Here is a 21,843-nt window from a genome sequence, read left to right as displayed (position 1 = left end):
CAGCTAACAACCAATTTAAAAACCTGAGGGAGTAAGCTAGCGTTTTTGCGAAATGCTGCGATAATTATCTGCCGCAAGGTCTTATCTTGCAGTATCTTACTTCATCTTCCGGAAATGCCGTTGCCCAAAACCTTTACGTTTCTTGCTTTACTAATTGTCTGTATAGCTTCCGCCCCTTCCTTCGCGCAGAAAAAACTGATCTCCGGCCTGGAAGCGAAAGCAGAAGTGGGAGGACTTTTTTCATCCAATGAGGACACACCTTTCTGGCTTCGTACCAATCAGTTTGGTATCATTCCCACCGAATCGCCGGCTGGGATTTTATCGGCAGGAGTTCGCAAACGGTACGTTTTCTTTGATAGCTTAAACAACAAACGCCGCAATTTCGACTGGAATGCGTCGGTAAATCCTGTTCTTACCTACAACAAAACCAACTCGGCAAGAGTATTGCTTCCCGAAGCCTACGCGAGTGTCCGGTTCAAAAATGTGGAACTGTATGCGGGCAGGCGAATGGAATTAATGGGCCTGGGCGATTCTACGCTCACTTCCGGCTTTTATTCGGGTTCTGGAAACGCATTGCCTATCCCCAAAATACAGATCGGAACCATCGGATTTACGCCACTCCGTTTCACCAAAAATTTCGTCGCGATACATGCAGCATTTTCTCACGGCTGGTTTGGTACCAATTACCTCGACGGTGTGCGCCTGCATCAGAAATTTATCTATATCAGGCTGGGCAAGCCTAAGTCTGCCAGCAAGTTTTATTTTGGTTTAAATCACAATGTACTCTGGGCGGGCGAGGGAGAGTATTTAAGAGAAAATCCCACGCTGGCGATCAATGGTAAATTGCCTTCTTCCTGGCGCTTTTTTCCTAATGTTGTCCTCGCTTATACTTCTAAAAACTGGTACGAGAAAAACGGTTACGGCGGATTTGACAGTTACAGGCTCGGCAATCACCTCGGGAGCTATGATTTTGGTTTTGAGACAAAAATCCGGGGACACAAACTCTTTGTTTACCACCAGCACCCATTTGAAGATGTTTCCAGTATGATTTTCCTCAATCTTCCTGACGGATTATATGGGGTGAACTTTAAGCCGGCAAGTACAAATAACACAACCGGTCTCAGACTTACACATCTTACACTCGAATTTTTAACGACGAAAGATCAGTCGGGTCCAACGTTCTACATTCCAGGCAGCAAATTCCAGGGTGCTGACAATTACTTCAACCATTCGCAATACATTCAGGGCTGGTCTTACCAGGGCAGCGCAATAGGGACCCCATTCATTGCTCCTGCTGCGGATATGGATCAGAGTAAGTTAAAAAATCCTCGGTTCTATCCCAATACACGGGTGAACGTTTGGTATGCAGGTGCACTGGGAAAATTAGGTAAAAGCTGGGAATTTGGGCTGAGAGGTTCGTTCAGTCGGAATTTCGGAATGCCGGGCGCGCGCTTCAATCCAGTCCGCAGCCAGCTGTCATTAATGGCATCTTCACAATACCAGTTGCCAAAGCTGCAAAAAACGAGCATTATCCTTCGCCTGGGCGGCGATCAGGGCCAGGTTTTCACTGGAAATTTTGGAGGTTACCTTGGGATCAGTAAGCGCTGGTAATAGTGCGTTTATACCTTTAAATGATAATGTCCAAAGGTGGACAAAACTTGTCCGCTTTCGGACATTTTTTGTTTTTACACCAGCTTAATATCCTGTGAATCAAATGGTTCGTCTGGGTGGCATAAATTTGTTATTTCGAGTTTCGACAAGCCTCTCTACTTTCTCCTATGCTAAAAAACTACCTTAAAATCGCCTTTCGAAACATCTGGAAAAACAAGGTTTTTTCAGCCATCAATATAGTCGGGCTTGCCGTGAGCATGGCCGCCTGCATTGTCATTATGCTTTTTGTTTCCTACGAAAAGGGTTTTGATAAAATACACACTAAAAATGTGTATCGCCTCGACGAAGTGCAAAATTACGAAGGCATGGTAGCGCCGCAGAAAGTGGCTCTTTCCATGTTTCCGATGGGGCCGACTTTGAAACAGGATTATCCCGAAGTACTCAATTTCGTTCGTATCAATGCGTGGAACGATATGATGGTCGTAAAGGAGGATAAGAAGGTAGAACTTTCGACGATCCTGTGGGCAGATCAGAGTTTTTTTAACATTTTCGACTTTGAGCTGAGCGAAGGCGACAAAGCAAATGTGCTTAAAGAACCAAACAGCGTCGTTTTATCACGCGAAAGTGCTACGCGTATTTTTGGGCAACAAAACCCTGTGGGAAAAACGATCATGCATTACGGCACTGATACCCTCGCGCTCAAAGTGACCGGAATTATGGAAAATGTGCCGGCCAACTCTCACCTGAAATTTGACGCGCTATTCTCTTTCAGTACCATCACCCGCCCCGACTATATGAATAACTGGGGTGGAAACTGGGTGGTGACCTACCTCGAACTGGCGAAAGGGACTAACGTGGCGGCCCTTGAAAAGAAATTTCCTTCGTTTTTGAAAAAACACATGAAAGGCGACGGCTGGAAGTATTATGAATTGTTCCTGCAACCTATCAAGGATATTCACGCCCGCTCCACCGACATTACGCACGACTATATTAACTATCAGAAATTCGACCAGAAATACACTTATATCTTCTCCATTATCGCAATTATCGTGCTGGTGATCGCTTGCGTTAATTTTATGAATCTTTCTACCGCGCGCTCGGCCGGGAGAGCGAAAGAGGTGGGGATCAGGAAATCTATTGGCGCGCAGCGGTTCCAGTTATCCGCCCAGTTCATCGGCGAATCGATTTTGCTGTGTTTTATTTCTCTGATATTGGCGCTGGTACTGGTACAACTCTTGATCTCGCCCGTGGCCGATTTCAGTCAGCGGAAGCTCGAATTTTCATTGTTCTCCAACCCCTTACTGTTTCTTGTCATCCTGGCGGGCACGGTGCTCATCGGAATTTTCTCAGGCTTATATCCCGCCGCATTTCTTTCTTCTTTCGAGCCTATCAAAGTACTGAAAGGGACTTTACGCACCGGAAAAGGCACATTCAGGAATGTTTTGGTGATTACGCAGTTTACAAGCGCGGTGTTCCTGATCATTGCGACGGGCTTTGCGGTGAGGCAGTTACGTTTTATGATTGATAAAAATCCGGGGTTCGACAAAGAACAGGTGGTGATCATTCCCCTGAATTCTAAATCGGATAAGAAATACGATGCGCTGAAACAGGAATTACTGGCTACACAACAATTCACTGCCGTGACCGGCTCGCAGCAGCGGCTCGGAAACAATTTTCACCAGACTGGAATACTTTTTCAGGGAACAGGCCCGGTTAAGTCGATTGCATCGTCTCAGGTCGTGGTGGATGCAGATTACCTGACTTTGTACAAAATCAAACTGGTAGCCGGGCGGAACTTTACAAATAGTGTAGCGGATAATGCAAAAACGTATATTATTAATCAATCGCTCGCTAAAAAACTGCTTGAAGAAGAGCCGACTTTAACAATGCAAACCCTGATCGGCAAGCGTTTTGGATTTGCCGGCATGGATTCGCTGTCGACTATTATTGGTATATCGGAGGATTTTAATTTCAACTCGCTGCACCACAAGGTCGAAACGCTTTGTCTGTTCAATCAGAAAGACTGGGGTTACTCGGAAATGTCGGTGAAAATCAAAGGCGCGCAGACGAAAGAGTCGGTTGCCCTGATCAAATCTATCTGGGAAAAGACCGTCCCTGATCAGCCGTTCAGCTATTCATTCCTCGACGAGCATTTTGCAGATCTCTACCGCGCCGATAGTCAGGTGAGTGAAATAGTGGGTATCCTGGCTGGCTTGGCCATTTTTATATCCTGTCTTGGACTGTTCGGACTTGCCTCTTATTCTGCCGAAAGAAGGTTTAAGGAGATTGGGGTCAGAAAAGTGATGGGCGCATCCATCGCCGGTATTGTCGCATTATTGTCAAGAGATTTTATCCGGCTTGTAGTGATATCCATTCTAATCGCCTCGCCGATCGCCTGGTGGGCAGTTTCTACCTGGCTGCGGGATTTTGCTTACCGGATCGATATTGAGTGGGGCATTTTCCTGACCGCCGGTTTGCTGGCTATCGCTGTTGCGCTGCTTACGATCAGCTTCCAAAGCATCAAGGCGGCGCTGATGAACCCGGTAAAATCGCTGCGATCAGAATAACACCGACGGTCGCGGCCTTTCCTGTATGCCGGAAATTTTAGTAACAAACTTTAATAAAACGATCTCATGAGCCACATTGCCATTCCTATTCCACCGCTTCCAGGTAAGCAGGAGATTAAAGTTGAGGTGACTATTAATGGAATCAAACAAAACCTGTTCTATCGGGTCGAGCTGTTTTATTGGGAAGACTGCTCAAACCCCGTAGCTCACCGCGCCGATTGTATCAGCGAAATGTTGTCCCACCACGATCCGGATTGGACAGTTTACTATATCGGAGCGCCTACTGATGAGTTTGTTCCGATCACATTTGTAAAAAAAGAAAGCAGAAACTTTTTACGGGAAGCTATCGCCTGACAACTATACTACTGAAAATCTATTAAAATCTTTATTTGCATCATTGTTGCATTTTTAATCTTCGGGATTATATTTGCAACGTTGATGCATTTAAAGATTTTTTTATGAAAAAGTATTTATTAAAAACAATTTTGATCACCGCCTTTGCGGTGACAGCCTGCGACAAGGACAAAGAAAATCCCATTGAACCGGTAGCAGAGCAGGAGTTCACGTTCATTCGTATTCTGGTGAACGATGAGCTCACCAACGAACTTTCACTCATCGATCCGCAGAAGCTTTCCGCTGAAAAGTTTGAAGCTAAATTTCCGAAATCTGCATTGTACGGTACTGAAGCCGGTCGTTTTGGTGCGCTGGTGAACGGAGCAAATAATAATTTGCAGCTATTCGATACCGGCCTGGAAGGACACGGTGACCACGTGGACGTGAAAGGTACCCCGAAGTTCGGCGCGCTGATCGGCGACGGTAACCGGCCGACGCATTTCAAAAGCAAAGGTGACGAGATCATCACATTCAATGATGGGGATGGAACTTTGAGCACAGCAGTGCAGGCGGATTTTCACACTGCCGGCGCGAAAATGAAACTGATCAATGCAGGTAATGTGGCGCACCACGGCGCGATGACCAAATTTGATAACGGTAGTTACGCGATCACCGAAAAAGACGGTTCTGTTGTTGGTACGCTGCCCGAGCGTGTTAAAATTATAGATGCTTCCGGCAAGACAATCCACGCCTCGACCATTCAAACCAAAGGAATTCACGGAAATGCAACGAACGGAAAAGTATCCGTTTTCGGCTCAGCTAGCGGGATTTTAGTGGTCGACCAGAGCGGGACCCAGAAGCTGATCCCGCATCCGGCTGATTTTGGAGATGCGTGGTTCGGGTCTATCCTGGAAGCTGGCGCAGCCGGGAAGTTTGTCGGGTATACAGCAGCCAAAGGAGCGTATGTGATTGATATTGAGAAAAGTACCGTCACTCCGGCTGTGCAGAATACGGATATTATGCAGGCAAAAGTGGATTATGCAGGCAAAAACCTGATCGTGCTAATGCATTCCGGCGAGGTACAGGTGATTGATCTGGTAAGTAATTCTGTGACCACAAAAGGCTCGGTGATTTCAGCGGTAGCAAAAGAAGAAACGCAGAAACCGCAGCTGGAAGCGACTGCCAGGTACATTTACATTACCCAACCAAAATCGGGCGAAGTATTACAGATCAGCACGCAAAACCTTTCCAAAAAGCAAACAATCAAAGTTTCGGCGACGCCTTACCGGCTTGCAATATTGGGTCTGGAATCCAGCGAGGGACATTGATTCACGCAGCATTCTTTCCGGGACTTGTTTCCGGAAAGAATGTTCAAAACCAGTACTTATCAGAGCCAGCGGCAGGCGTCCATTTATTTTTCGGTTCAAAATGCTCCCAGATAATCGCCGAAACCTTCCTGATCACCGAATAGCCTTCATTCTGCCGCTGCCAGCTCTCATCCTTTTGATTTTTGGTAGTAATGCAAAAAACATATTCTCCGTGCGGTGCATGCACAACCACTACTTCCGACCTCGACTGGTTTACCGCCCCGTTTTTCGCGGCGGTACTGATATATGGAGGGATTTGGGAAAGCGCCTCTCCGTCCCAGAACTGCATTCCCAGGTAGCGGTACATTCTTGCGCTCACAATCGGGTCGATCGCTTTTCCGGCGCGGATCATCGCCACCAGTTCGGCCATTTCCCTCGGAGAGGTCTGTCCCCAGCCGTATTTCGCTTGCCCCTCCTTTCGTCCAGGTGTTCTCGAATTGACGCGGGTTATCGCAAATCCATTATTTGAAAGCCACTCGTTGATCGCCGCGCCGCCGCCAGCCATCGCCTGCAACCAGAGGCTGCCCGTGTTGTCGCTGATCGAGATCATCAGGTGTACGATTTTTGGCAGGGCGATCTTGGTGCTGTCGCGGAAAGAGCCCACTATACCATTGTCGTATTTGAGCGAATCCCGGTAGATAAGTTCCTGGTCAAACCTGATGTCTCCCTGATGGATCTTATTGAACAGCCCGCACAGGATAGGGACTTTGATCATGCTGGCGGTAGGGAATATGGAATCCGCATGGACAGCAGCTGAACGGTTTGTTTTCAGATTTCTCACATAAACACCCACATCGCCGTTAAATCCTTCCAGCGCTTTTTCCAGTTTCGCAGTTAGCTTCTTGTCGGTTTTTGTGTTGCCGATAGCGCCGGGTTGTGCTGCTACAAAAGCAGGCAGCGCGAGGAAAAGTAGGAGAGACAGGATAATTTGCTTCATATTGACTCAGTTTTGCAGTGTTTCAAAATCCTTTGACTTGCCGACCGGCTTTGCTTTAAAGTGCAAATAGCCCCAGTATTCAGGGTAATGCATATTGATAATGCCCTGCGGCGACCACACCCAGTTGTATTCAGGAACCACTCTATTCGTTTCTGGATCACGTTTCCGCGCGTACTTTCCGTCGGTAGCAACTGTATGCTGCCAGTTGACACGCGAGAAATTGATCCGCCACTGTGAGCCGTTTTGAGGAATAAGTGCAGGGACGTTTTCTGCTGAAAGACTTGTAAAAGGAATCGCGATCTCCACGGTCCAACGCTTGTCCCGATCTGCTGCATTGTTGATGGTACCGTCGATGCTTACAGCCGATTTCAGCCCCGCGATATCCCACTTGATCTGCGCTTTTCCACCTTTTTTGTAAGTTTTTGGTAAAAAAAGATCGAAGATCGTATTGCGTGCATTGATTTCCAGCTCGTAATAATTTTCAGTATCTCCATCGGGATCAATGAAAATTTCGAAATCATTTTCCAGGTACACGATCTGGTCTTTTTTGTCCTGATACGCCCAGATATGCTCCTCTTCGATCACAGCGGCAACGTAGAGATATTCGCTGTCCCACAGCATTTTAGCGCGCGTCAGCTGCGTAGGTTTTGGTTTTTTATCGCCTTCAATATCTTCGAATGGAGTAGTCCACGCAGCTTTTTTCCAGGAAGCCTCACTCAGTTTCCCGTCGATGGTTATTTTTTTATCGGGCTGATAGCAGATATAGCTTTTGGGCTGCGGCGGGGCTTGTGCGGAAATTTTTCCAAAAGCAATAAAATAAATGAAAAGCAACAGGAACAGATACCTTGAAAAAAGCAAACTGTAACTGCCGTAAATGTGCTGAAATCGGATTGAATAATAATTTTTCAAGGTCAGGAAGGGCTTTTTTTGAATATCCTCAATATAACCCTAACCTGCGAAAATCGAAAAGAAGGTGCTTGAAGTTTGTCAAAGCTGCTTTTCGAAATACAATATCCCTTCGTGCGGATTAAAATTGTACGGGGCCGTTTCCACAAAGCCAAATGATTTGTAAAGCTTCACAGCAGCCGGCATTTTGGGGCCGAGCGTATCCAGCTTAACGGTTTTGTAACCCAGCTCCCGCGCTTTTTCGATCAATGCATTCAACAGTGCTTTTCCTATTCCCGCTCCCTGAAATCCCGGCTGAATATACATGCGCTTCACTTCGCAGGTAGCATCGTCCTCGATCCTGCGCAGACCTGCAACACCAATATATTTGCCTTCCTTTTCAACCAGTAGCAACGCGCCGGTGGGCGGGCCGTACATTTCAGGCAATATCTTTAATTCATCTTCAAAACTCTGGAAAGACAGTGAAAAGTCGAGTGAGGACGCATATTCGTTAAACAACTGTCCGCCGGCGCGGTAATCTTCTTCTGTGGTGGCTTCGGTAATAGTAAACATACTTTTGGTTTAATGCTTTTTCAGCAATTCGCTTGCTCTGGATTGTTTACTTAATAACTCTTCAAAAAGTTTCCACCTGCGCTCCGGCGCGTCGGCCGTTCCTCCCTGCGACTCAATATATTGCTTCACCAGATCCTGTCCATAATTGTAGTTGATCACATAGCTGCGGTATTTTTTGATAAACCGTAAATAGTCGCTTGCGCCTTTGCTGGTGAGCAGACAGTAATCCGTAAGCCAGCGAAGTGCCTCTTTATCATCCATTTTGCTGCTCAGTAAACCACGCGCAACTTCATTTCTGGCATAACCAAGACCGGATTTAATAGCTAATATCCTGAAATATGCGCTGGTTCCGGTTGTATCCAGTCTGGCCAGCGGCAGCAGCGTTTCTTTACAAAACACCTCCTGTTCATTCCCCGGAAAAGCAACCGAAATACCGTAATTTGCGCTGCCTTCCGCGATAAGCGACTGCGGACTAAATAGGGGATAAAGTGAAATCTCCACCCAGCCGCGATCGCGAAAAAGGGTTTTTTCCAGCATTGCATTGTAAACGTGGTGGCCCGGGTACCCCTCATGACAAGCGAGGTCTATCGCGCGCTCGATGAATATCGGCTGGCTTATGTTGATCTGGATCAGGCTGTTATAGTTTCCTTTGTACCAGTTGTAGCCCGACCAGGGTTTGTCTTTCACATATTCAAGCCTGAAAGTTTCATTAGCCGGAAGCTGGTAATGCGCCAGCGTTCGTTTGCGCGCCTCCGCGATCGCGGTTTGGAAAACGGTGTCAATCTTATTTTCAGGAATAATAAACCGGCTCGCCAACTGCTGATAACGTTCAGGCAATGGTCCTTTTCCCGGAAGCAGATGTTCCAGTTTTGCTATCAGTTCTTTGAAATGCTGCTCTGTATAGACAGGAGCGGTAGCGTCAAAAAGTTCTTTCGATTCCTGTTCAAACGGCGCATTCTCCCCAGAAAAAACCCTGATCCTCCTTTCAAATGCAGTCAGTTGGGAATTGAGCCAGTCGGCGCGGGCTTTCGTCGTATCGTTTACCTGGCGGGTGGAAAGTGCTGCAAGTTGTTTTTTTAGGCTATCAGCTTTTGCGAGCAACTCATTTTTGGGAAAAGAATCGGATTTGGAAGCGGCCGGTTTGAGTGAATCCGGACCATAATATGCATCCACAAAGTCACTGTCGTAAACGCCGATTTCTAATCCAAGTCGCACATAATCCTCAGCTATTTTATCAATAGCTTGGGTATTTTCAGTTTGCTCGTCGGCAGTCGAACATGCTAACATAAATAGCGATAGAAGGACGGGGAGCACGTTTTTGCAATACATACTTGTAACCGGTTGGTGCTTAAAACATTGTTTCTCAGTCAGTCCCAGGTTGTGGAAAAGCTTCTGACGGGATGAAGATCCGAAAGTGCGGAATCCCCAATATGTGCTTAAAATACACAAAATTTTTAGCACAAAATACTGGAATGAAATTGATATTCAGAGGCTGTAACCCTAACGAATCGCTGCGCGGTAATTATGACAACGAAGAAAGCCAATGTATTTAAGAAGGCTAAATATGCAGAGCACCAACTGGTTCATCTGCTGAAAAGTAACAATCGCGAGGCATTCGAATTTTTGTACGATAATTATTCACCTTCACTGTACGGGGTTATCCTTAAGGTTGTAAAAAGTGAAGAAACTGCGGCAGATGTTTTGCAGGATACATTTCTGAAAATCTGGAAAAACATCGACACTTACCATTCCGAAAAAGGCACATTGTTCACCTGGATACTGAATGTAGCCCGCAATACGGCAATCGACAAGCTTCGGGTTGAAGTGAAATCGGAAAAGCTTGTCAAGTTGCATTCGATAGACGAAGAAGTATATGCATCCCTGTCATTTTCTCCTGCACACATTACGATGGACCTCAAAACCATTGTAGAGGGGCTGCTTCCTGAGCGCCAGGCGCTGATTGATCTCGTTTATTTTCAGGGATATACGCATGAGGAAGCCGCAGAATATCTCTGCCTGCCGCTCGGCACTGTCAAATCCCGGATCCGCAAGGCATTGCAGGAACTACGGGAAGTTTTCGCTGTTCAGAATCTCAATCTGAATGCAGCCTGATTAAAATAATCTTGTATCAAATTTTTCGTCCAGCCCGCAATCCGCTTCTCATTGAGTTCAAAATTCTGTGTATCAGAAAGTTGAAAAACTAAAATTTAAATCGGGTATTGCACAATAAAACCGTGTAATAGTTGTAGAAGTGGGGATTTTCCGAAAAAAAGATTTGTCGAAATTCTTCAGTGCTAAATTATGGTTCTCCACATCGTATAGTACATAAAAATCCATGTTAATTACAATGCGGATTTGTATTTCCAGCCTGTGTTCTTCGGCCGGTTCAACCAGTCACGCTTGAAATTATTTTACTTCGAATTATCATACTTATTCTTCGCAAACTGTACTGCCGAATCTGCAATGGGGGCGAGCTGGCAGTGACTGTGTATGTTGAGCTCTTAAATCCAGTGAATTAACTCTCATCATAACTGCCTTTCAATGCTGAGTATATCGGATCAGTCTGAGTATTACATTTGAATAGTTATATTGGTAATTGTAGAGATTGAATAGAAGTAAGTAAGCTCTTAAAGAGCAATTATATTTAGTTAAAGTGCTGATTTGTAGCTACTTATTTTTCTAAACTTTATAATAATAACTTCTATCATTTGTGTAATAATAATTCAATTTTTGAAGTAAACCTAGTTGAATTTTCATTGTAATATAAAAATAGTGATATTTTTGAAAGGATAGCAATGGTACATTTGTCGACATTTTATTGACTCACGTATCAAGCTAACCGATTAAAAATCAATCACGTTATGAAAAACTTTACAGTACTGGTTATGTTATTCCTACTAAACCTGGCGGCAGTAAGCCCCGGGTTTGCTATGACCGGGGGAGACTGCGGTTGTACGGATTCCGAAAATGGCCTGAAAAATGGAAGTTTCGAGTCCGGGACTAACAATTGGAGTAAAACCGAGGGGACAGATTTTCAAACTAATAGGTCGTACAATGTATGTGGCGACAAAAACGGAGTGATCAACGGGTCAGGTATCGTCTATCAGGTTGTTGATCTCGCAGGAGGCAGCCAGGTGAACCTGTCCGTATATGGAGGAACGCACAACGCGGCTCGCAATCACCAGTTCAAAATCAATTTCTATACAAGTGACAATCGTTTGATAGAAGGAAGAGATAACCGGGTGGAGATTGATATGAATTACCAGGTGACGGATAGCCGGCTCAGACAATACAATGCTTCGATCACTGCGCCTGCCAATGCAGCGAAAGTTGTGTTTTCTATCGTATCAGGTGGTGATTATTTCAAATTCGATGTGGCTTGTCTAACGATCACGCCGCCCGAACCATCGGATTGCGGCTGCCCCGACGATCAGAATGCGGTCAAAAACGGAAGCTTCGAGTCAGGCACAGACCACTGGTCTAAATCTGAGGGTACCAACTTCATCAGCGAGCCTCCTTATAGTGTATGTGGTCACAAAAACGGTTTGATCACTGGTCACGGTACTATTTTTCAGGAAGTGAACGTAACGCAGGGTAGCGTGGTGAACGTAAAAGTTTTCGGCGGCACGCACGATACTGGTCTCAACCACCAGTTTAAGCTTGAATTTTACAACAGCGCTGGTGCATTGGTTGCAATCGAAATTAACGATGATAATACCAGGCAAATGGATTACCGCGTGACCCAGCTGCATAAGTTGCAGGAATATAACCTGTCGGCTACCGCGCCGCTTGGTGCAGTGAAAGTTCGTTTCTCGGTGATTTCGGGCGGCAATTACTTCAAAATTGATGGTGTTTGTATGGGCATTACGCCTCCTCCAACGCCGGTTTGCGAAACTTGCAACAACAATAAGCTGACGAACGCAAGTTTTGAAGAAGATGCAGCTGGCTGGGAAACTACTGGTAACGTCATTGCAAACAATGCGATCGCAAACTGCGGGGAGAAAAGCCTGATCCTGTCCGGCTCGTCAACTTTCCGTCAGGATGTACCCATGCTGCCGACTTACGGCAATACGGTGACGCTTATTTTCTGGGGAGCTGTGCTTGAAGACAGAGACCAAAAAGTTGAGATCGTATTCCTGGACGGTTCTTCGAAAGTATTGGGTACCCTGACGCAGCAAATCGACAAACTGGTCAATTCTAGTCCCTGGGGATTACAGCGTTACACTTTGAGCGGCGCTGTTCCGCAAGGCACGGAGGTTGTGCGCGTTCAGGGATCTCAGTCGGATAATTACCTGGCCATAGACGGAACCTGTCTTACTTTCGCAGGCCCTCCGCTTCCGGTGACATTGGCTTCTTTCAATGCTAAAAAAGAAGGAAATACTGCTTCATTGGTGTGGACAACGACATTTGAAAGCAATTCTGATCACTTTGATGTGCAGCACAGCGGCGACGGGAAAAACTGGACGGTACTTACCTCTATCCAGGCCCAGGGCGAGAGTGCCGACGATGTTACTTACACCTATACGCACACTAATCCTTTCGCTGTCAATCTGTACAGACTCAAAATGGTGGACGCAGACGGTACGTTCGCTTTCAGCGAGATAAAAAGTCTGAATTTCGATGCAGCTGAGCAAATGAATATCTATCCAAATCCTGCGGTGGATCGCATCAAGTTTGAAGGTGCCCAGCTGATCAACAATGTGAAGGTTTACAACCAAAACGGTGTGTTGATCCTGAATACCAAACCGGATGCAGCCAACGAAGTGGATTTGACCAGACTGGTTCAGGGAACCTACTTTGTGAAAGTGAACGATGGCGCAGTGACCCGGAAAATCCTGGTTGTCAGATAGTCAAAATCGAAGGTTCTTATTTGAAAAACCCTTTGTCCTGCTCGGGCAAAGGGTTTTTTATTATATGTTTATACCTTTTAGTAAAACGGGTTACATTTTGGCAGCAGCTACAACGCATATCTCCGGTATTTCAGAGCAGGATGAAAGTCAATTTTGCCGCGCCGATTTTGGTGCCGAATTTAAGTGGGGAGTCGCTACTGCTGCCTACCAGATCGAAGGCGCTGTGAATACCGACGGGCGGGGCGACTGTATCTGGGATACTTTTGCAAAAAGAAAAGGCAAGATCAAGCTGGGACAAAATGCGACCGAAGCCTGCGATTTCTATCATCGATATGAAAGTGACCTGCAACTCGTCAAAGAACTGGGCTTCAAGCAATTCAGGTTTTCCATTTCCTGGTCACGCATTTTGCCGCAAGGCACCGGCACTGTTAATGAGGCCGGGATTTTATTTTATAATAATCTCATTAATAAATGCCTTGAACTTGGAATAGAACCCTGGATCACACTTTATCACTGGGATCTGCCGCAGGCGCTGGAAAACCGGGGCGGTTGGATGAACAGGGATATTGTGAGCTGGTTTTCGGAATATACTGCCGTTTGTGCCAAAGCATTCGGCGACCGCGTGCGCTGCTGGATCGTATTAAATGAACCGATGGCGGTAGCAGGGCTCGGTTACACAACCGGCCTTCACGCGCCGGGGAAAAAGGGTATCTGGAATTTCCTCCCAGTGATGCACCACCTTGCATTATGTCAGGCGGAAAGCGGGCGTATTTTGCGGGCGGAGGTTACCAATGCATATATTGGAACAGCCGTTTCGTGTTCGTATGTGTATCCGAACAGCAGCAGCGCCGCCGATGTGCGGGCCGCAAAACGGGCGGACGCATTGATGAACCGGCTTTTTGTAGAACCTGCATTGGGGCTGGGATATCCTGTCGATGCATTTCCTTTTTTGGCCAAAGTGAAAAGGTATATGCAGCCCGGCGATCTGGAAAAGCTCAGATTTGATTTTGACTTTATCGGTTTACAAAACTATTTCAGTGTGGTGGTCAAGCACTCTTACCTCGCTCCGGTTCTGTGGCTGAAAGAAGTACCGGCAATTCTGCGGAACGTGCCTGTGACGAGTATGGGCTGGGAAATTGATCCTGACGGAATGTTCAAAATCCTGAAACAATTTGCTGCGTACCCGGGTGTACGAGATATTATAGTCTCTGAAAACGGGGCTGCTTTTGAGGATATTCGGAGAGAGGACAAAGTCGATGATCCCGATCGCACGGTTTATTTTCAGCAGTATTTAAAAGCTATTTTGAGAGCGCGGAAAGAAGGGATCAAAGTAAAAGGCTATTTCGCCTGGACTTTGATGGACAATTTTGAATGGGCAGAAGGTTACCTTGCGCGATTCGGATTGGTATTTGTAGATTTCAAAACCCAGCAACGCATTGTAAAAAGCTCCGGTCGTTGGTTCAGTCGATTTTTGAAATCTTAAATGCTAGTGGCTCATCTACAAGTGATTATTAGTTTTAACCTTACAAATTAAGAATGTCCTTCGCTTCCTTTTCCGAATAATAGGGGGCCAGTTCTGCTTCATCAATAATTTCCTGAACCTGCTCTTCTGTGGCAGGTGTCGCTTTTTCCGCATCGACGTGATCCCCGGTTTTGAGTGTGATCAGTCCCCTTTGTTCGAGTGTTTGCAGGATTTTCCATACAAGATCATTATCGGCCTGGTCGACTACTTCAATCTGATACATATTCATTGGGTTAATAATTGGAATAATGGAAGTTCAAAAACCGTACCTGTACCCGGTAGTCACAGCAGTTCTTATTTGCGGTTTGTACCAAATGTCCGTAATTGAACAAGATGTTATATTTAAATAGCTGATAATCAGTATTAAAACTTCTGGCTTTATTCTTTCTAACTATTTCACGCAACCTAAGCTTTTATTTAAGCATCATTAAAAAAACAAATTCGACCGATCATGAAAACAAGAACTTTACTATTAGCTGCACTGAGCCTGCTGTTGCACACGGCGGTGATTGCCCAGTCCGACGATGAAAAGCCTTACGTTAGCAAGAAATTTACAAATGCATCTTTAAAAGAACTGAAAGTTGAAACATCGGGCGGCTCTATTGCTGTAACAGGCGGCCAAAACGATGGTTTTCGGGTGGATATGTACGTGCGGCCTAATAACTGGAATGGAAAAAAAGAATTGTCGAAAGAGGAAATAGAAGATAGGCTGGAAGATTTCGATATTCTGATCGGGACAGAGGGGAACAGGGTAGTGGCTACCGCAAAGCGTAAAAATGGGGTGAAATGGAATGATAAAAGCGTTTCTATCGGCTTCAAGGTTTTTGCGCCAAGAAATATCGCTACCAATCTTAAAACGAGCGGCGGCAGCATTAAAATCGCTTCATTGACGGGCGAGCAGAATTTTGCTACCAGCGGCGGCAGCTTGAAGGTGGACGATCTGAGCGGGGTGATCCGCGGCCGCACATCTGGCGGGAGCATTGACGTCGCAAATTGCAGGGATGAAATTATCCTGGAAACCAGCGGCGGAAGTATCAAGGCGCTGGAATTGAAAGGGAAAATCGAGCTGAATACCTCCGGTGGCAGCATTCATTTGAATAATATCGACGGGGAAATTATGGCGCATACGAGTGGTGGAAGTGTGAAAGGCGAGAATATCAGCGGCGCATTGGATACCGGCACTTCGGGCGGTTCTGTGCGGCTGGCCAACGTTTCGGGCAGCATAAAGGCAAGTACGAGCGCAGGGAGTGTGGAAGTGGAGTTGACGAAGCTGGGCAAGTATGTTGATATTTCAAGCTCGGCCGGCAGTGTGCGCGTGACGATGCCGATGGACGCAGGTATGGATTTGAATCTGAGAGGAAATAAGGTGAATATCCCTTTGAGAAATTTCAACGGTCGCGCAGAAAAGGAACATGTAAGCGGAACGATGAATGGCGGCGGAATTCCTGTCACTCTTTCAGCCAGCGCAGGCAGCGTTTACGTCAATCAATAAGTTTTTTGAGTACCGGGAAAGCGTTGCGTGCATGCGTGACGCTTTTTTTATTTGCAAAAATCTGATACTAAATCGGGGAAGTGACGTCAAAAGAGAAATTCTCACTCTTTTGACTCATGTACAAAAAACTGACAGCGCTTTTCCAGGACTACTTTGGTGTTTCCAAAAAAGAAGCGCGGGGCGCGTTGGCGCTCATTCTAATTTGTGTGGTGCTGATCTGGACACCTTTTGTGTTCCGTCGTTTCATTTTGCCACTAATGCCGCCTTCCACTGAGCCGCTGACCGCGCAGAAGCTGGATAGTATTGTCGCGGGAATTGAGACCGAAAATGCATTGAAGCGTGAAAATGACCGCGGATTTTCAAAAAGAGGCTTTGAACCGAAAAGCAAAAAGCCGGTCAGGCTTTTCCGTTTTGACCCAAATACTGCCTCTGTGGAACAGCTGACGGAACTTGGTATCCCAGCTTTTCTGGCAAAAAGGATTGACAAGTTCAGGTCAAAGGGCGGCAAGTTCCGTAAGAAGGAAGACCTGCTCAATATCTACGATTTCCCATCCGACCTGTACCAAAAGCTGGAAGGTTACCTAGTACTGCCGGCTTATGAAAATGCGCAAGCCAATACAAAATTTGGTGAAAGTACAAGAAGACCAAATGCGACCGGAGCGTTACCCAAGTACCGGACACCTACAATAACTGCGTTTGATATTAACACTGCGGACACGACGCAATTGGTAAGACTCAGAGGTATTGGAACAAAATTGTCATTAAGAATTTTGAAATTCCGGGATGGACTCGGCGGTTTTCACTCCCAAAATCAGTTCTCTGAGATATTCGGCCTCGATTCGCTGGCTTTGGCGGAACTGAACAAATACACATCGATATCGGTGCCGGTTACGAAAATCAATATCAATGTCGCGACGGCGGAGGAACTGGGCAGACACAGCTATCTGAAAAATAAAAAGCTGGTTTCGATCATTATTAATTACCGAAACCAACATGGGAACTACCGGAATAGCGACGATTTGAAAAAGGTAAAAGCGATCGACGAGGAGTTGCTCCGGAAATTGGAACCTTACCTTTCGTTTGACTAATACCAATCAAAAGTTCGGTTTCAGCAGATATTTTGAATAGAAATTGTCAATTACCTGCACCGCCTCGTCGGGCGTATCTACTACGCTGATCAGTTTCATATCTTCCGGATTGATGTTTTTTTCTGTCAGCATCGTTCCTTTGATCCAATCGAGCAGGCCGGTCCAATACGAGCTGCCCACGAGCACAATAGGAAAGCGGCCGATTTTCTTGGTTTGAATCAGCGTCATCGCTTCGAACAGTTCGTCGAGTGTACCGAAACCACCGGGCATTACGATAAAACCCTGTGAATATTTGACGAACATCACTTTGCGCACGAAGAAGAAATCGAAGTTGATGCTCTTGTCGTGGTCGATGTAAATATTGCTATGCTGTTCAAAAGGCAGTTTGATATTCAATCCGACGGATTTACCGCCCTGCTCGAATGCACCTTTATTACCCGCTTCCATAATACCGGGGCCGCCGCCTGTGATCACACCATATCCGTGACGAACCAGCTTGGCAGCGATTTCTTCGGCTGTTTTATAATGTGGATTATCAGGCAATGTGCGCGCCGAACCGAAAAGGGAAACGCAGGGGCCGATTTTCGCAAGCTTGTCGAAACCTTCTACAAACTCGGCCATTACCTTGAATATAACCCATGAATCCGCACTTTTTATCTCACTCCAGTTTCTATCTTCAAATGCTTCTTTAATCCTTTTTTCATCTTCCGGAACAGCCGGATTGAGAAGGGATACATCGACTAATTCTGCATTGGTTGGCTTATTTTCTTCACTCATATTCTCTTGCTGCATTTAATTGTTAAATGAGATAGTGGTATTTTTGTAATACTAACGTCCAAAACAGAGAACGTTTTCTACTAACTTTCCGTCCTAAACCAGACGGGCCTTAATTAACAGAAAAGTAATGAGAAAAATTGCTATCGGCTCAGATCACGCCGGATTTCCATATAAAGAACCTATTGTTGAGTGGCTGAATGCTAACGGTTTCGAAACCAAGGATTTCGGGACTTACAGTGCAGATTCTGCCGATTACGCCGATTTCGCGCATCCGGTTGCGAGTGCTGTCGAGAGTGGGGAGTATGAAAAAGGGGTATTGCTGTGCGGAAGCGGTCAGGGCGTTTGCATTACCGCCAATAAGCATCAGGGAATCCGGGCCGCACTGGTTTGGGATTTGCCGCTCGCTGCACTTGCGCGCCAGCATAACGATTCGAATGTGATCTGTTTTCCTGTACGTTTCATTGAGCTGGAAACTGCATTGGCGAGTCTGGAAGCATTTTTGGCGACTGAATTTGAAGGCGGCCGCCACCAGACGCGGGTTGATAAAATATCCTGCTAGTTGATCCGCTGATAAATACCTTTCCAGGGGCTGAGCTCGTATTGTTCTTTCAGAGCCGGCACCCTGCTCAACAATTTCGGCATCATATTGACCTTGTCGATCACATAATCCGGCGGGTCTTTCTTGAAGTTGTCGTACACGTGGATCACGCTGTCGAAATTGTCGAGATTTCTTAAATCGTAACTGGCGAGCTCCCAGTTGAGGTACGGTGTAGCGGTGAAATTATTCATGTATTCCCCGCTGTGACTGCCCAGTACCAGTATCCTTTTCCCGTTGATCTGCTCGGGAAGGTTAGCCTGTTTTGTCCTCAAATTTTCCAGCTTACCCATTGAAAGACCAGGGATAATACCCCTCAATCCCTGGTATTGGATCATTATGATCACTGCGCCCATCAGCGTAAATTGCAGCTCATCGGCCCAGCTGTTTTTCTTAAAACTTTGAAAATAATGCGTGGCAAAAAATGCGGCAGGCGGTATGAAGATCACAAACTGCATTGGCGCCAAAAACTGCATTAAGGGTATTGTAAAAACTGCTACTATAAACCACAGCGCCATAACCTGCTGAATGCGAGTCTGATAGTTGACAAACCGCAGGGTAGTGAATATCCTCATAAAACCCATGATCCCAAACCCAAGCGGCAAAAGCAGCGAGGCCAGGAGCGACGAGAAATCGTTGAGGTTATATTGTTTTACCTGAAATACAGAAGTGAGCAGGTTTCTGTTGAGACTTTCCATTCCATTATTTAAATAGAAAAAAAGCACGACCATCATCAAAGGAAATATCGAACCGAAAAGCCCCAGTAAATGGTGGCGGAATGTAGAGCCGGTGTAAAAAAGCAAAGCCAGAAACGCCCAGACAACAAAAAGGGAAGCAGGTAGATAGAATAGTGTGGCAATACCTACATACAAGCCCATTTCAAAAACCTGCGTAGTAACCTCGCGCCTCACGAGGATTTTAACGATTGAACCAAAAGCAAATAGCAAAAAGGTATTCGCCATCAGCATCGGCGAAAGCGTTCCCATATCGAAGGAGATATTGAGAAAAAGCGCATACAGCGCACCAGGCAGGAAAGTGCGTTCCGGAAAAACTTCCCGTGAATGTATTACGTAGTTGAAATAAAGGATCTGGACCAGGGAAACAGTGATAGCAGCGATCTGATAAACCCATTGCGTGCGGCCGAAAAGGCTGTCGATCAGCCAGTAGGTAAGTCCCGAAAACGGGCTTACGTTGTCCCACACGTCCCTATACAGCATAAAGCCGCGACCCATTTGCTCGCCCACCAGCATCCAGCTCAGTTCGGGGATCAATAGGGGAGATCCTCCCAGGAAAAACGGCAGGCGCAGCAGCAGGAAGAATACGACCAGGCTGATCGTCTGATACCTTGCGTTGACTCGGAAAAAACTAAGCAAGAAGTATGCGGATTATGTAACTTACGGGATAACTTTTACGAAATTACAACGCTGTATTCTACAAAAACAAAATAAGTACGGATATTTGTATTTATTGGAAAACGTGGAAGGATGATTTGGGAATGTAAGTTTGCATATCCTAAACTGAGAAGCAGACAAGCCGATAAGTAGCGTGCGAACCCTTCTCCGATAATGAAATAACACATGGAATCGAAAAGACAACAGAAAGTAGGCAGGCAGATACAAAAGGACCTGGGTGAAATTTTTCAGAAAGATGCGCAGCATCTGATCAGCGGGTCGATCGTGACGATCACCGCCGTGCGCGTCACTCCCGACCTGAGTATTGCGAGGGCTTACCTGAGCTTTCTGCCCGAAAAAAACAAAACCATTTTACTGGACACGATCAAGGAGAATACGCGTTTTATCCGTCAGAAACTGGCTGAGCGCGTTCGTCACCAGCTTCGCATTGTTCCACATCTGCAATTTTATATGGACGATACTGCTGAATATGCTGCCAAAATGGAGCTGCTATTCTCGGATATCGTCATACCTCCCCCGACCCCGGACGAGGATGAAGAAAATTAATTTCTAATCTTCCCGTCATGGATCTTTCGTACCGAATCGCTGTTCGATACTTTTTCTCGCGTAATAAAAGAAGTTTTATTAGTCTGATAGCCCGCATTGCGATGGCGGGAGTAGCGGTTGGTACGATGTCGATGGTGGTTGTATTGTCGGTTTTTAATGGAATGGAAGAGCTGAACCGGCGGATCTTCAAGACTTTCGATGCGGATGTGAAAGTAACGCCGGCAGAAGGTAAGCGATTCAATGTGACCGATGGTATGCTCACAACCATAAAAAAGGTAAATGGGATCCGGGGTGTGACACAGATCATCGAGGATAATGCATTGGCCCGCTACGGAAATCAGCAGACAATTGTGCGTTTGAAGGGTGTAGACAGGAGTTTTGAAGCACTTGGCCGACTGGATACTGCGCTCATCGAAGGTTCGCTGCGATTGACCGGAGCCAACGGAACGCCCTATGCGATCGTTTCGGAAGGTATCAGGAATGCACTTTCAATTGCATTGGAAGATATTACCGTCCCGCTCGAATTTTTATACCCCAGAACAGACACCAAGCAGCTGAATCTCGCTTCGTCTGATGCATTCAATCACCTTGCATTGCGGCCGGGCGGCGTTTTTTTTATTGAAACCCGCTACGACGATTACGTGATCGCGCCGGTTGCGCTGGTGGATTCGCTCATGCAATACCGCGGCGACCGGTCGGCGCTGGAAATCAATATCGCGCCGGGATTTCGGGAACAGGATGTGAGTAAAAAATTAGCCGAAGTGCTTGGCAGTAAATTTGTAGTCAGAGATCGCGACTCTTTGAATGCGGATTTGTTGCGGGCGATCAAAATGGAAAAGCTTTTTGTGGCGGTAACCCTTTCGCTGATTATTTTAGTTGCTGCAATCAATATCTTCTTTTCACTGAGTATGCTGGCCATTGAAAAGAAAAAGGATGTTTCCATGTTGTATTCGCTCGGTGCGCAACCCGCTCTGATAAGACGGATATTTCTTGCGGAGGGTGCAATTGTAGCCCTTTCCGGTGCTGTCGTGGGTCTTTTGGGTGGAGTTTTGATTTGCTGGTTACAGATAAAATATGGTTTCGTTTCAATGGGAATGACAACCTCGCTGGTTGATGCATATCCCGTCAAATTAATATGGGAAGATATACTCTACACAGGCATTATCGTCGTTATGATAACTATGGTGGTATCCTACATTCCAGCCCGCCGCGCCGCAGAAGCGGGATTGATCCTGAAAGTGTAACCAAAGGCGGGGCAGCCAGACATCGTTTATTTAAACCTGACAAT

The 21,843-nt window shown here is 46.1% G+C and carries 19 protein-coding genes; 12 read left to right on the top strand and 7 right to left on the bottom strand.

Annotated elements, in window-relative coordinates:
• Positions 1-114: 114 nt before the first annotated feature.
• From KOD92_RS11675 to KOD92_RS11660, 4 genes are all read left to right on the top strand, one after another.
• Positions 115-1,611: a capsule assembly Wzi family protein gene (locus KOD92_RS11675; RefSeq protein ID WP_215233752.1), complete on the top strand. Its 1,497-nt coding sequence runs from the start codon at positions 115-117 to the stop codon at positions 1,609-1,611.
• A gap of 167 nt (positions 1,612-1,778) precedes the next feature.
• Entirely contained in the window at positions 1,779-4,178 is a 2,400-nt protein-coding gene (locus tag KOD92_RS11670; RefSeq protein ID WP_215233751.1) for an ABC transporter permease, read from the top strand.
• A 66-nt stretch (positions 4,179-4,244) separates the two neighbouring features.
• Entirely contained in the window at positions 4,245-4,532 is a 288-nt protein-coding gene (locus KOD92_RS11665; protein WP_215233750.1) for a hypothetical protein, read from the top strand.
• Positions 4,533-4,636: 104 nt separating this feature from the next.
• Positions 4,637-5,839 (top strand): YncE family protein, encoded by a 1,203-nt coding sequence (locus KOD92_RS11660; protein WP_215233749.1) that lies wholly within the window; start codon positions 4,637-4,639, stop codon positions 5,837-5,839.
• 43 nt (positions 5,840-5,882) lie between these two features.
• Here the strand turns inward: KOD92_RS11660 and KOD92_RS11655 are convergent, their stop codons facing one another.
• From KOD92_RS11655 to KOD92_RS11640, 4 genes are all read right to left on the bottom strand, one after another.
• Entirely contained in the window at positions 5,883-6,815 is a 933-nt protein-coding gene (locus KOD92_RS11655) for a serine hydrolase (RefSeq protein ID WP_215233748.1), read from the bottom strand.
• A gap of 6 nt (positions 6,816-6,821) precedes the next feature.
• On the bottom strand, positions 6,822-7,724 hold the full coding sequence (locus KOD92_RS11650; RefSeq protein ID WP_229254643.1) for a carbohydrate-binding family 9-like protein: 903 nt from the start codon (positions 7,722-7,724) through the stop codon (positions 6,822-6,824).
• 78 nt (positions 7,725-7,802) lie between these two features.
• Positions 7,803-8,273, bottom strand: a complete 471-nt coding sequence (locus KOD92_RS11645; RefSeq protein ID WP_215233747.1) for a GNAT family N-acetyltransferase — start codon at positions 8,271-8,273, stop codon at positions 7,803-7,805.
• 9 nt (positions 8,274-8,282) lie between these two features.
• Positions 8,283-9,560: a hypothetical protein gene (locus tag KOD92_RS11640; RefSeq protein WP_229254642.1), complete on the bottom strand. Its 1,278-nt coding sequence runs from the start codon at positions 9,558-9,560 to the stop codon at positions 8,283-8,285.
• A gap of 237 nt (positions 9,561-9,797) precedes the next feature.
• Here KOD92_RS11640 and KOD92_RS11635 point away from each other — a divergent pair, with 237 nt between their 5' ends.
• The 3 genes from KOD92_RS11635 to KOD92_RS11625 all read left to right on the top strand — a co-directional run bounded on the left by KOD92_RS11635 (position 9,798) and on the right by KOD92_RS11625 (position 14,606).
• On the top strand, positions 9,798-10,385 hold the full coding sequence (locus KOD92_RS11635) for an RNA polymerase sigma factor (protein WP_215233745.1): 588 nt from the start codon (positions 9,798-9,800) through the stop codon (positions 10,383-10,385).
• 749 nt (positions 10,386-11,134) lie between these two features.
• On the top strand, positions 11,135-13,123 hold the full coding sequence (locus KOD92_RS11630; protein WP_215233744.1) for a T9SS type A sorting domain-containing protein: 1,989 nt from the start codon (positions 11,135-11,137) through the stop codon (positions 13,121-13,123).
• Positions 13,124-13,220: 97 nt separating this feature from the next.
• On the top strand, positions 13,221-14,606 hold the full coding sequence (locus KOD92_RS11625) for a GH1 family beta-glucosidase (protein WP_229254641.1): 1,386 nt from the start codon (positions 13,221-13,223) through the stop codon (positions 14,604-14,606).
• 40 nt (positions 14,607-14,646) lie between these two features.
• Here the strand turns inward: KOD92_RS11625 and KOD92_RS11620 are convergent, their stop codons facing one another.
• The gene (locus tag KOD92_RS11620) at positions 14,647-14,868 is read right to left on the bottom strand and encodes a hypothetical protein (protein ID WP_229254640.1); all 222 of its coding nucleotides are present in this window, start codon (positions 14,866-14,868) and stop codon (positions 14,647-14,649) included.
• Positions 14,869-15,096: 228 nt separating this feature from the next.
• Here KOD92_RS11620 and KOD92_RS11615 point away from each other — a divergent pair, with 228 nt between their 5' ends.
• Both KOD92_RS11615 and KOD92_RS11610 read left to right on the top strand, forming a co-directional pair.
• The gene (locus tag KOD92_RS11615; RefSeq protein WP_215233741.1) at positions 15,097-16,137 is read left to right on the top strand and encodes a DUF4097 family beta strand repeat-containing protein; all 1,041 of its coding nucleotides are present in this window, start codon (positions 15,097-15,099) and stop codon (positions 16,135-16,137) included.
• Positions 16,138-16,253: 116 nt separating this feature from the next.
• Entirely contained in the window at positions 16,254-17,225 is a 972-nt protein-coding gene (locus KOD92_RS11610) for a ComEA family DNA-binding protein (protein WP_215233740.1), read from the top strand.
• A gap of 6 nt (positions 17,226-17,231) precedes the next feature.
• Here the strand turns inward: KOD92_RS11610 and KOD92_RS11605 are convergent, their stop codons facing one another.
• On the bottom strand, positions 17,232-18,002 hold the full coding sequence (locus tag KOD92_RS11605) for an LOG family protein (RefSeq protein ID WP_215233739.1): 771 nt from the start codon (positions 18,000-18,002) through the stop codon (positions 17,232-17,234).
• Between the two features lie 127 nt (positions 18,003-18,129).
• On the opposite strand from KOD92_RS11605, the gene rpiB reads away from it, so the two are divergent.
• The gene (gene rpiB, locus KOD92_RS11600) at positions 18,130-18,561 is read left to right on the top strand and encodes a ribose 5-phosphate isomerase B (protein ID WP_215233738.1); all 432 of its coding nucleotides are present in this window, start codon (positions 18,130-18,132) and stop codon (positions 18,559-18,561) included.
• On the opposite strand, the gene KOD92_RS11595 is transcribed toward rpiB, so the two are convergent.
• Positions 18,558-19,970 carry a hypothetical protein gene (locus tag KOD92_RS11595; protein ID WP_215233737.1) on the bottom strand — a complete coding sequence of 471 codons (1,413 nt, stop codon included), beginning with the start codon at positions 19,968-19,970 and terminating at the stop codon, positions 18,558-18,560. The two genes, rpiB and KOD92_RS11595, sit on opposite strands and share 4 nt — an antisense overlap.
• Before the next feature lie 204 nt (positions 19,971-20,174).
• On the opposite strand from KOD92_RS11595, the gene rbfA reads away from it, so the two are divergent.
• Entirely contained in the window at positions 20,175-20,555 is a 381-nt protein-coding gene (gene rbfA / locus KOD92_RS11590) for a 30S ribosome-binding factor RbfA (RefSeq protein WP_215233736.1), read from the top strand.
• A 17-nt stretch (positions 20,556-20,572) separates the two neighbouring features.
• Entirely contained in the window at positions 20,573-21,799 is a 1,227-nt protein-coding gene (locus KOD92_RS11585) for an FtsX-like permease family protein (protein ID WP_215233735.1), read from the top strand.
• Positions 21,800-21,843 lie beyond the last annotated feature (44 nt).

Source organism: Dyadobacter linearis, assembly GCF_907165045.1.
Lineage (GTDB): Bacteria > Bacteroidota > Bacteroidia > Cytophagales > Spirosomataceae > Dyadobacter > Dyadobacter linearis.
The sequence above is the reverse complement of the archived record's forward strand: the minus strand, read 5'-3'. Positions and strand labels throughout refer to the sequence as shown.